Source organism: Paraburkholderia phenoliruptrix, assembly GCF_902859825.1.
GTDB classification, from domain to species: Bacteria; Pseudomonadota; Gammaproteobacteria; order Burkholderiales; family Burkholderiaceae; genus Paraburkholderia; species Paraburkholderia phenoliruptrix.
In genome coordinates this window covers 359728-370857 of the sequence record NZ_CADIKB010000003.1, presented here as the reverse complement: position 1 = coordinate 370857, position 11130 = coordinate 359728, and the positions used below count along the sequence as shown (strand labels likewise).

The following is an 11130-nucleotide window of genomic DNA, read 5'->3' as shown; positions in this document are numbered from 1 at the left end:
ATTACTGTGTGAGACTTGATACTTTCGCTTTTTCCGCCAGACCCCGGAGAGTCCGGCGTAGCGTCGTCGCATCAAGCGCCCACACTTATCGGCTGTTAGTTTTTAAAGATCGGTTCGCACACTTCGCAGCGCCTGACTTCAACCACCCGGCACCGCTTCGTTCTGCGTCGCTGCATCAGCAGCAGAGAAGCGAGATTATGAAGAACTTCCGTCGCGCCGTCAACAGGTTTTTGTTACTGACTGAACCTGCTGCCACCGCCGGAAGCCTTGCCACTGCTGGCTTTCCCGCTTCCCGTGCCCCGGCGTCCGGAGCACGAAAGAGCGAGATTCTAGCGAGCCCCGCGACGGGTTGCAAGCGTTATTTCGGCATAGGGAAATCGCGCAGAAAATAGCGCAAATTACAACCGGCAGAGCAACGGGAACTGCAGCCGTTCGAGTCAGGCCGCTGCGCTCTTGCGCATGACGCGCTCGAACATGCCAAGGTAGTGGTCAAGATCCGGCGTCGCGCGATTTTCTTCTTTTGCGCGGTCGTCCCACTTACGCAGACGCAGCGCGTCCTGTGCGTACGGCTTCTGCAGAAACGTGTCCGCTTCCTCGCGGCTGAAGATCCCACCTTGCAGTTCGAGGCTCCGTACTGAGTCGGCAGAAAGCTGACCAAAATACGTCCGGTCGATGGCGCACAGGCAGCGTTTCGCGTCTACGTGCAGCCGGATCGGCTCCAGCACCGCGTCCGGCAGCACGGGCCTCAAAAACGGCAAGGCAAAGTATTGATGCAGATCGTCGATGCCCCGCTCGGTCGGCGTCTCGCCTTGCAGATTGAGCAGATGTCCGAGGTCGTGCAAAAACGCGGCGACGACGAGCGCCTCGTCCGCATCTGCTTCTTCCGCTAGCGCACCGCTTTGCAATGCATGCTGAAGCTGCGTGACCGGTTCGCCGCTATAAGCGATGTGCCCAAATTGCTCGAACAGCGAACGGATGTCGCTCACACTCAATGCCACGCTGTTACTCCCACGGTAATGAAAAAGTCTTCAGGTTGGTGAAGCTCTTCATCGCTTCCTGCACGCCTTCCTTATAGCCGAGCCCCGAGTCCTTGATGCCGCCGAACGGCGTCAGCTCGATCCGGTAGCCGGGCACTTCCCACACGTTGACCGTGCCTACCCGCAGTTCGTTGATGAAGCGCGTGATCGCATCCTGCCGGTTCGTGCACACCCCCGACGACAATCCGAACTGCGTACCGTTGCTGATCCGGATCGCGTCGTCGAGCGTGTCGAAACTGATGATCGGCGACACCGGCCCAAAGGTCTCCTCGCGCACCACGGTCATGCACGGCTCGACGCGGTCGAGCACAGTGGGCGAGTACAACGCGCCATTACGCCGGTTGCCGGCCAGCAAACGCGCGCCGCCCGCAATCGCCTCGTTCACACGCGATTCGAAGAGCTGCGCCGCCGCCACATCGATCACAGTGCCCATCTGATTCTCTTCATCGAATGGATCGCCGAAGCGCCAGGCCCGCGTTTTCTCCACCACCAGATCGGCGAAGTCCGCCGCGACGCGCTTCTGCACGAGCATCCGCTTGACGGCCGTGCAGCGCTGCCCGGAGTTCTTATAAGACCCTTGCACGGCGAGCGTCGCCGCGCGCTCGAGGTCGGCGTCGTCGAGCACGATCAGCGGATCGTTGCCGCCCAGCTCGAGCACAACGCGCCGGTAGGCCGCTTTTGCCGCGATGTATTTGCCGATCGCGACGCCGCCCGTAAACGTGACGAGTTCAGCCAATGGATGCGTAATCAGTTCATCGGCGATCTCGCGCGGGTTGCCGGTCAGCACCTGGAGCATCGGCGCGGGCAAGCCGGCTTCATACAGGATATCGGCAAGATAGAGTGCCGACAGCGGCACCTTTTCCGACGGTTTCACCAACACGCGATTATTGGTCGCAATGGCGGGCGCCACCTTATGCGCAACCTGGTTCATCGGATGGTTGAACGGCGTAATCGCGACGATCACGCCGGCAAGCGGCTCGCGCTGAGAAAACACCCGCCGCCGCTTGCCGTGCGGCGTCAGATCGCAGGCGAAACTCTGCCCGTCGTCACGCAACGCCTCAATCGCGGCGAACTTCAACACGTCGGCCACGCGGCCGATTTCATAGCGGGAGTCCTGCTTCGACAACCCCGATTCGAGGGAAATCAGATCCGACGCCTCTTCGGCTCTCTCGCGCAGCAAAGCACCCGCGCGCTCGAGAATCTGCGAGCGCTCATAGCGCGTGAGCTTCGGCTGATAAGCCGCGGCGTACTCGAACGCGGCGCGCACATCGTCGACGCTTGCGAGCGCGGCTGTGCCCACACGCGTGCCCGTGTACGGATCGAAGACGTCGAACGAACGCGCCCGCGCCGCGCGCTCGCCCTTGAGCCGCAGCGCTTCAGCCCGGAAGGCCGGATGGTCACGCAGCGTCGTGTTCATGATGCCGACGCGCGGTTCAGGGCGACGTCGAAGATATCGAAGTTGCGCAGCCGTTTACCGCTGTCCGCGGTTGGCAAGCCCTCGACACGCCGATTGAAAAGCAGCGGCACTTCCTGTTCCGACAAGCCGCCATGCGAGCGCAACGGCACGGTCAAGCCCGACAGATCGTGCTCGTCGCGACGTGTGCCGAGCACCACGTGCTTGGTGCTGATCACGACGATATCGCCGACGCGGTCGTTCGGCAGCTCGAAGCGCTCGCACGCGGCGCGGTTATCGAGCGCGAGCTCGACTCCGGCGAGGCCGCGAATCCGCTCGATCACCTGCGCGGCACTCACCTCGCGCGGCAAATAGACGGTCGCAAACGAACCCAGCGCGCCGTGATGCACCACATACGGATCCGTTATCGGCAGAATCACGCGCGCCTCGCGGGGGCCGAGCCATTCGTCGAGCACATCCTGCAGATAGATCACCTTCGGCTCGCCGGTTTGCGGATCGTGCTTCGCATTCATGCCGTGATCGGCGGTCAGGCCGATCACCCAGCCGAGCGCGTCGAACTGCGCGAGATAGACGTCCATCATCGCGTAGAACGCGTTCGCGCCTTCCGTGCCCGGCGCCCATTTGTGCTGGATGTAATCGGTAGTGGACAGATACATCAGGTCGAGCTTGCGCGTTTGCGCGAGCCGCACGCCCGCCGCGAACACGAACTCCGAAAGCCCCGCGCTGTAGACGTCGGGCAGCGGCAGGCCGACGAGATCGAGGACGTCGCCGATACCGTTTTCCTCGCGCGTCGCCTTGTCCGCTTTCTCCGCGGAAAAGCAGATGCCGTTCAGCTGCCAGCCCAACAGGCTGCGCAACTTGTCTTTCGCGGTGACGACAGCCACGGCGGCGCCCGCTTCGCTCGCGGCGGCCAGCAAGGTGCCGGCGCGCAGATAGGCGGGATTGTTCATCATCACCTCCGCGCCCGCGCCGCCGTTCGCCTCGGGATCCCAGAAGTAATTGCCGCAAATGCCGTGCACCGAAGGCGGCACGCCGCACACGATCGACAGATTATTCGGATTGGTGAACGAGGGGATCACGCAATCGCCCTTGAAGGCCGCCCCGCCGTTGAGCATGCTGCCGATGAACGGCGCGACGCCCGCCGCGACCGCGGCTTCCAGGTAAGCGAACTCGCAGCCGTCGACGCACACCACCACTGTCGGCTGCGTGGGCAGCCTGTAGCGGCGGCCGTTGACTTCGATCATGCGTCCCGACGCGATCTCATTCGCACCTGAATTTTCCCCTGCGCTTGCCATCGTTCCCGTCCCTGCGTGCCGCGCACGCTCATTCGAGTCAATCGATCAAGACAACGTTTTCGCTTCATTCGTCAGATGCCGGCGCACTCGGCGCGGCACTCCACTGCTCCGCCGCCCCGCCCTGTTCTTTCTGCTCTCCCTCCTTGCACGCAGCCCGCGCGCGCTGCAGGCCGCCGCGCACGTGCGCCTGCATCAGCGCCGCGGCGTGGCCCGCGTCGCGCGAGGCCAGCGCCGTGAGAATGGCGCGATGCTCGGCGAGCGAGCGCTCCATCGCATCGGCATGCACGACCAGCGCGGCGCGCCGGAAGAGACTCAGTTCGCTCACCAGCCTTCGATACGTCTCATACAGTTTCCGGTTGCCGGCCGCCGCCACAATCGCGTCGTGAAACGCGACGTTGGCGCGCGCGTAGGCGTCGGGATCGTGCGCATCGAAGGCCGCGCGCATCGCATCGAGCCAATCGCGCAGCACCGCCAGTTGCCGCGCGTCGATACGCCCGGCCAGCATCCTGCACGCCGCCTCTTCCAGCACCGCGCGCACCGCGTAAATCTCGTCGGCTTCCGCGAGCGACACCGTCCGCACGAACACGCCGCGATTCTTCTCGGTGCGCACGAGCCCCGCCTGTTCCAGCGCGCGAAACGCCTCGCGCACCGGTCCGCGCGATACATGCAGGCGCGCGGCCCACTCCGCCTCGTTCAGCTTGTCGCCCGGCGCCAGCTCGCCTTCGACGATGTGTCTTTCAATCTCGTCGCGAACCAGCGCCGTCAGCGAATGCCTGCGCACGACCTCGATCGGATCGACAGAAGCAGTTTGCATATACTCGGTCATTTTGACAACTTTTGCCACATAAAAAAGACGTATACGTGAGGCGCCTCGTTGCGGGGGCGCGCGGGGCGGAAAAAACGGAGAGGCAGGCTCAGTCGGTCCGGCGACGCGGCACGCGCGCCGCGATCACGAGCAGCGCAGCAAGCGAAACCAGCAGCAGAATCAGCGAAAGCGCGGATGCGGGCAGGTAGTAGCCGCGCTCCACCTGACCGACGACGACAATCGGCACCGTCGCAAAACCGGGCGGATAAACGGTGAGCGTCGCGCCCAGTTCGCCGAGCGACAACGCAAAACCCAGCGCGAGACTGGCGCGAATCGCGGGCACGAGTTGCGGCAGCACGACGCGGCGCAATACCATCGACGGAGGCGCGCCGAGGCTCGCGGCCGCTTCGCGCAGCACGGTGAGTTCGGGGCGCAGCGCGGCGGCCGCGCACCGGTAGCAGAACGGCAGCACCAGCGCGAGCTGCACGAACACGACGATCGCGGCGGAACTCGACAGATCCAGCGGCCGCTTGTGATAGGCGATCAGCACCGCCAATCCGAGCACGACGCTCGGCACGCCGTTGGGCATCATCGCGATGGTGTCGACGAAAGCGCCGAGGCCGCGCCGGTCGCGTCCTTCGAGCGCAAGCGCGAGCCACAGCCCGAGCACGGTGCCGAGGACCGCGACGCCCATGCCGATTTCGAGGCTCGTCGTCAGCGCGTCGAAGTCGCTGGACGCGAGCCGCTCGAACCAGCGCGTGCTGAAGCCGTCGGGGAGAATCGTGCCCGACCAGTGAGCCGCAACGCTCGACAGCGCGACCACGATCACCGGCAACACGAAAAGCCAGAAGCACAGCAGCGCGGCGAAGCCGAGAAATAGTCCTCCGAGCATCCGCACGACAAGACTGCGGCGCACCGGCCGCGCCTTCATGTGCATGACCGGCAGCACGGTCGGGTCGAGTTCATCGGCCATGGCCGGCTCCTTTCACCTTGCGACGATTGACCTGGCGGTACAGCGCGTACAGCGACAACGACATGATCAGCATGACGACCGCGCCGGCGGCGGCCGTCGGCAAATCGAGGTCGACGGTGGCCGAGCTGTAGATGGCGACCGGCAGCGTGATCAGATGCGCGCTGCCGAGCACGAGCAGAATGCCGAATTCGTTCAGCGTCAACAGAAAGCACAGGATCGTGCCCGCGGCGATGCCCGGCCAGGCGAGCGGGAGGATGACCTTGAACGCGACCATCGAGCCGCTTGCGCCGAGACTGCGGGCGGCTTCGATCAGACGCATGTCGAGCGTGGCAAAGGAGGCCAGCGTCGGCCGCACGACGAACGGCGCATAGAACACGACTTCCGCGAGAATCACGCCGCCTACGCCGAACAGGAAATCGAGCGGCGGTGCCTGAAGATGAAAAAGCCGCTGCAAACCGATGCTGACCGAGCCTTGCGAGCCGTACAGAAAAATCAGCGTAAAGGCGACCAGAAACGAAGGAAACGCGACGAACAGCTCGAGAAAGCGCGTGACCATGCGCGCGCCCGGAAACGGCTTGAAGAACAGCAACGAGGCAAGCGCCACGCCGAGCAGCGACGCGAGTCCCGCGCTCGCGAACAGAATCCACAGCGTCGTGCCGATCACGCCGCGCGTCTCCGGATTGCCGAAGAACGCCGAATAAGCCTGCAGACCGATGCCATGCGGTCCGCTCAGACTGAGCGCCACGAGCCGCACGAGCGGATAGATGACAAGCGGCCCGAGCACGAACACCGCGATGAACAGCAGATGCCACTGCGCCGCGCGCCGGCGGCGCTTCACCGCGGCCTCGTGCGAGGCGGCGCTCGCACTGCGGCGCGCATCGGCGGCGGCGGACGCGGTCAGCGACGCCGACGCCTCAGGGCTGGATAAGGACGACATCGTCAGCCTCGTAACGCAGGGAAACACGCGCGCCTTTCTCGGGCATCATGCCTTGGCCGCGCTGCAGGGTGACGAGCACCGGTTCGTTCGGCATCGCGTCCAGCACGACGGACACCGACAACACGGCGCCATACCATTCCACCGAAGCAATCGCGCCATGCAACTGCCCTTCTCCGAGCGGCACGATGCGCAGCGCTTCGGGCCGCAGGCACGCAACGCGCTCGCGCTCGTTATAGCGCGCGTCGTCCATGCTGAAGGCGACCGGCGGCGGCAGCAGGTTAGCCGCGCCGAGGTAGCGCGCGACAAACGCATCGCTCGGCGTGTCGTACAGCTGTTGCGGCGTGCCGAGCTGCGCGATGCGGCCGTCGCGCATGAGCAGCGTGCGGTCCGACAGCACGAGCGCGTCGTCCTGATCGTGCGTCACGCAGACGATGGTCAGATTCGGCAGGCGTTCATGCAGCGCCTTGAGTTCGGAACGCACCGACGCGCGCAGGTTGGCGTCGAGGGCGGAGAGCGGCTCGTCGAGCAGCAACACGTCCGGCTCGATCACGAGCGCGCGCGCCAAGGCGACGCGCTGCTGCATGCCGCCCGAAAGCTGCGCGGGCATCACGTGCCCGGCGTCGCCGAGTTGCACGAGCTTCAGTGCGTCGGCCACGCGCCGCGCAATGTCTTTCGACGGAACGCGCCGCGCGCGCAAGCCGAACGCGACGTTTTCGAACACCGACAGATGCGGAAACAGCGCATAGCTCTGAAACAGCAGGCCGAGATTGCGCTTATGCGGCGGCACATGCGTGAGATCGTGGCCGGCGACGGTCAACGTGCCCGACAGCCCGTCGGCCTCGATGAAACCGGCAATGAAGCGCAGCAGCGTGGTCTTGCCGCAGCCGCTGCGGCCAAGCACGGTGAGCAACTCGCCGCGCTGGATCGTCAACGACAGATCGTCGAGCACGGTGCGCGAGCCGAAGCGCACGGTCAGGTGGTCGATCTGCACGCCGCCGGGTGCGCCGGCACGCGCGGCATCGAGCGCGTCAGGCGCGGCCCCGAGCGGGGCGGGATGAGCAAGACTGGCCGTATTCACCGGGTTCATCCTCCAACAAAATTGAGGCTCGCGCAGCGCCACCGGTTCCGAACTGCTCACGACGGCGCTGCGCGTTTTCACTGGACCGCGAAGCGCGGCTTACTTCGGCTTGACGACTTCAGTCTGCTTGCCGGACGAACCGATCACGTCGTTCTTCCAGCGTGCAGTCCAGTCGGCTTTCTTCGCCATGACCTGGTTCCAGTCCACCGGGATCAGCTTCACGCCGGAGATGGCCTGCTTGACCGCCTCACCGTTCTTGCCGGCGAGCGGTACGTCGCTGCGGCCCGGAATGCCGAAGATGTCAGGCACCTTCGACTGCACGTCCGTCGACATCAGATAGTCGATCAGCTTCTTGCCTTGCGCCTGATTCGGGCCGTTCTTGATGAGGCCGATCGCGTAAGGCAACTGGAACGTGGTCGGCTGGCCGCCCGGCGCCGCAGCGAGGAACACCGGCTTGAGCGACAGGCCGCCGTTCGCCGCGTCGTCGAGATCCATCTGCAAGTCGCCGTTTGCGAAGGCGATCTCGTTGCGCGAGAGCAGCACGTCGAGGTAGCCCGTGCCCTTGGTGTGGAACTTGGCGCTCTGCTCGAGCTTCTTCAGATAGTCGAACGCCTTGTCCTCGCCCATCAGCGACGACGTCAGAATGATCACCGCCATGCCGTCGCCGGCCGTCGCCGGATTCGAGTAGGCGATCTTGCCGCTGTAGTCCGGATGCAGCAGATCGGCAAAGGTCTTCGGCTGGTTCTTCGTGACTTCCGGGTTGATCGCGAACGAGAAATAGTTGTTCACGAAGGTCGCCCATGCGCCATTGGGCGCCTTGGCGATGGCGGGAACGTTCTTGTAGTTCGCGCTTTGATAAGCCTGCAGCAGGCCGCTCTGGTCCGCTTGCTGGATGAACGGCGGCAGCGTCACGATGACGTCGGCCTTGGGCTGATCTTTCTCGATGGTGGCGCGGTTCACCACTTCGCCACTGCCCGCGGTCACGATGTTGACCTTGACGCCTTCCTTCTTTTCGAAGGCCGGCAGCACGTCCTTGTAGAGATTTTCGAGGCCGTCGGCGGTGTACAGCACCACGGCGTCGGCCGCATGAGCCTGTATGGCCGCGCCGCCGAATACCGCGGCGGCGACGAGCGCCGGCAACAGCTTGCGTGCGAGGCCCGTGGCCTGAGGGGAATTTGTCTTTGTCATCTCGCTTCTCCGAAAGGCAATAAAACCAGACGGTCGGGAAAACCCGATACCTGTTGTGATTGACCGGCGTGGGTTGCGCGCCGCTTGCGCTTGATCTGCTGCTTGCTGCTTCTCGCGTACTGTTGCGAGTGCTGTCTACTTCTTTGTTGCATATTGCCTGCAGCGGACGCCGGCGTGGCTCAAGATTGCAGATTGCCGACAACCCGGCTGCGTGGCGCCCCGTGCGGCTTACGGCTGCCTACGACATTCTCGCCGCCAGCCCCGCCTGTCGCGGCAGGGCAAGAATCTCAGGTTTCGATGACAACGCCATGACTATTCTGTCGAATTCCAAAAAACAACACAATTCGCCAATAATAGCCAAGCCTCAGCCGAGCGCCAGAAGAACTTGCAGGGGAATTCGGACGTTGCCGTCGGCGCTTGGCGGCTAATCGCGAACGGAGCGCGTGGAGCGCGAGTCTGCGCACGCGTGGAGCCGTCGAATCGTCGGATCGTCGGGTCGTCGAACCGTCGGACAGGCGCGGCGCGACGGCGGATGCGGCGCCCGTCCGCCTGCTCCACCGCTTACACGCCCGGTTCAGGCGATGACGATTTCGGGGCCGTGCGCCGTAATCGCCTTGGCGAGCGAGCGCTCGGGCGCGAGTTCGGTCACGAGATAACGCGCCGACTCGATGCCGTTGATGCGCACCGGCGTGACGCGGCCGAACTTGGAATGATCGGCCACGATCACGACGGTATCCGCGGCGGCGATCATGCGGCTGCGCACTTCGGCGGCCATGCGGCTGTAGTCGGTGAGGTAGCCGTCGGGCGAGATGCCGCCCGCGCCGATGAACGCGAAGTCCGCGTGGTACTGCGTGAGCTGCTGCACCGTGTCGAGGCCGAAGGTGGCGTCCTCGATGTCGGACAGCTCGCCGCCCAGCAGCGTGACGCGGTTGTCGTTGCGCCGGCCGAGCAGCAGGGCAATGCGCCAGTCGTTCGTGTAGACGGACAAGCGGTGGCGATCGAGCAAGGCGCGCGCGACGGCCTGCGTGGTGCTGCCGGAGTCGACGATCAGCGACGCGCCGTCCGGAACGAACTCGGCCGCGCGCTCGCCGATCGCGCGTTTCGCGCCGGCATTCGCCGCTTCGCGGGTGTCGAGGTCGGGTTCGCGACGGTCGCTCGACAGTGCGCCGCCGTGCGTCGTGACAAGCAGGCCGCGCCCGGCCAGCGCGTTCAGGTCCCGGCGGATGGTCTCGCGCGACACGTTCAGTTCGCGCACCAGTTCGGCGACCGAGAGCGCGCCGGTCTTGGCGACCTGCGCCAGAATGTATTGGTGACGTTGTTCTGCGAGCATTCGGGACGTTTCCTTCATCATTGCGCGAGAGTCGCGTCGGTCGGGGCACTTCTGCCCAGAAAGGCCGTTCAGTAAGGCTTCCAGAGCTTCGAACCGACGCCAGGAGCCGCATCTACACTCGTCTACGAGTTGCTAAACTTCGAAGGCTGGCGCAGGTTTTTCTCTCGTTCCGAAAAAACCTACGCCGACATGCGATTCGATGCCAAGACTGCAAAACAGCTCAAGCCCGGCACGCACATGAGCTTCCATTCTTTCCAAGGTCTTCGTCTGGAAGCGACCGCATCGCGGCGCAGCTGGACTTACCGATTCAAGTCACCCGTCGATGGCCGGATGCGTCAGCAGAAGCTGGGAGAATGGCCGGCAATGTCCTACGCATCTGCGATCGCAAAATGGCAAGAGATCCGAGCGCGCCGTGACTCTGGCGAAGACCCTGCGCTCACTCGAAGGGCATCAAACCGCCCTGTAGTGGCTTTGACGCCGGAATCATACACGGTGAAGGAACTCTGCGAAGATTTCCTCGCAGGTCACATCGAACGGCATCGGGATTCTGTCGGAGCGGCCAGTCGCGCCGGCGCATCATCGGCAAGGTCGCTCCGATTGCCTGCATGCCAGCCGCTTCCATCACTCGGAAACAGGCCTTCGACCTGCTTGATAGTCAGCGTCACGCACCTCGGAACGCGGCAATTCTGCGCTCAGAGCTTGCGCAGCATGGGACTATGCTCTAGACGCTGGACGCATTCCAGAAGACACACCGAATTGGTGGCGCCAGGTGATCCTTGACCGCCGCAGCTGATGGTTGTGCCAATGCACAACTCCTCAGCCACAACTGCGAATCCCCGCCCTTGCTCGCCGGCACGCGCTGCGACTCCCGATGCTGGCCGTGAGGCGTTCTCCTGCGGCCAACTTCAGGGCGTGGCCGGAGCGATGCAGTGCTCGGAGCCACTGCGCTCCCAGGGGCTGCGGCTCGCGAGATGGACAACGGCGCCACGGACGGTGTGGACCATCCGATAACTGCAGAGACACGGGCGCCGGTTGACGGGCTAACGGAAGGCACAGCTTTTGCTCACTGCAAA

10 protein-coding genes are annotated in these 11130 nt (G+C 64.3%); 1 reads left to right on the top strand and 9 read right to left on the bottom strand.

Going from position 1 to position 11130, the window contains the following annotated elements; genetic code table 11:
- Positions 1-437: 437 nt before the first annotated feature.
- The 9 genes from HV711_RS06310 to HV711_RS06270 form a co-directional block, all read right to left on the bottom strand.
- Complete coding sequence (locus tag HV711_RS06310) at positions 438-998, bottom strand: phosphonate degradation HD-domain oxygenase (protein WP_035477251.1); 561 nt, start codon at positions 996-998, stop codon at positions 438-440.
- Positions 999-1002: 4 nt separating this feature from the next.
- The gene (phnY, locus tag HV711_RS06305) at positions 1003-2454 is read right to left on the bottom strand and encodes a phosphonoacetaldehyde dehydrogenase (protein ID WP_035477254.1); all 1452 of its coding nucleotides are present in this window, start codon (positions 2452-2454) and stop codon (positions 1003-1005) included.
- On the bottom strand, positions 2451-3746 hold the full coding sequence (phnA, locus tag HV711_RS06300; protein ID WP_035477256.1) for a phosphonoacetate hydrolase: 1296 nt from the start codon (positions 3744-3746) through the stop codon (positions 2451-2453). Before phnA ends, phnY begins: the two co-directional genes overlap by 4 nt.
- A gap of 64 nt (positions 3747-3810) precedes the next feature.
- Complete coding sequence (locus HV711_RS06295; protein ID WP_035477343.1) at positions 3811-4572, bottom strand: phosphonate utilization associated transcriptional regulator; 762 nt, start codon at positions 4570-4572, stop codon at positions 3811-3813.
- Positions 4573-4660: 88 nt separating this feature from the next.
- Positions 4661-5524 (bottom strand): 2-aminoethylphosphonate ABC transport system, membrane component PhnV, encoded by an 864-nt coding sequence (gene phnV, locus HV711_RS06290; RefSeq protein ID WP_013591994.1) that lies wholly within the window; start codon positions 5522-5524, stop codon positions 4661-4663.
- Entirely contained in the window at positions 5514-6461 is a 948-nt protein-coding gene (gene phnU / locus HV711_RS06285; RefSeq protein WP_035477259.1) for a 2-aminoethylphosphonate ABC transporter permease subunit, read from the bottom strand. The genes phnV and phnU overlap by 11 nt, the downstream gene beginning before the upstream one ends.
- Complete coding sequence (gene phnT / locus HV711_RS06280; RefSeq protein WP_013591992.1) at positions 6439-7539, bottom strand: 2-aminoethylphosphonate ABC transport system ATP-binding subunit PhnT; 1101 nt, start codon at positions 7537-7539, stop codon at positions 6439-6441. Before phnT ends, phnU begins: the two co-directional genes overlap by 23 nt.
- Positions 7540-7638: 99 nt before the next feature.
- Positions 7639-8727: a 2-aminoethylphosphonate ABC transporter substrate-binding protein gene (phnS, locus tag HV711_RS06275; protein WP_013591991.1), complete on the bottom strand. Its 1089-nt coding sequence runs from the start codon at positions 8725-8727 to the stop codon at positions 7639-7641.
- 574 nt (positions 8728-9301) lie between these two features.
- Entirely contained in the window at positions 9302-10057 is a 756-nt protein-coding gene (locus HV711_RS06270) for a DeoR/GlpR family DNA-binding transcription regulator (RefSeq protein ID WP_013591990.1), read from the bottom strand.
- 189 nt (positions 10058-10246) lie between these two features.
- Between HV711_RS06270 and HV711_RS33920 the strand changes: the two genes are divergently transcribed.
- A complete protein-coding gene (locus HV711_RS33920) occupies positions 10247-10837 on the top strand; it encodes an Arm DNA-binding domain-containing protein (RefSeq protein WP_367648574.1) in 591 nt (196 codons plus the stop codon).
- The last annotated feature ends 293 nt before the right edge of the window (positions 10838-11130 follow it).

Coding starts and splice junctions, on each gene's coding strand:
- phnY (WP_035477254.1), bottom strand. CDS start 2,454: ATGAACACGACGCTGCGTGACCATCCGGCCTTCCGGGCTGAAGCGCTG.
- phnA (WP_035477256.1), bottom strand. CDS start 3,746: ATGGCAAGCGCAGGGGAAAATTCAGGTGCGAATGAGATCGCGTCGGGA.
- HV711_RS06295 (WP_035477343.1), bottom strand. CDS start 4,572: ATGACCGAGTATATGCAAACTGCTTCTGTCGATCCGATCGAGGTCGTG.
- phnV (WP_013591994.1), bottom strand. CDS start 5,524: ATGGCCGATGAACTCGACCCGACCGTGCTGCCGGTCATGCACATGAAG.
- phnU (WP_035477259.1), bottom strand. CDS start 6,461: ATGTCGTCCTTATCCAGCCCTGAGGCGTCGGCGTCGCTGACCGCGTCC.
- phnS (WP_013591991.1), bottom strand. CDS start 8,727: ATGACAAAGACAAATTCCCCTCAGGCCACGGGCCTCGCACGCAAGCTG.
- HV711_RS06270 (WP_013591990.1), bottom strand. CDS start 10,057: ATGCTCGCAGAACAACGTCACCAATACATTCTGGCGCAGGTCGCCAAG.
- HV711_RS33920 (WP_367648574.1), top strand. CDS start 10,247: ATGCGATTCGATGCCAAGACTGCAAAACAGCTCAAGCCCGGCACGCAC.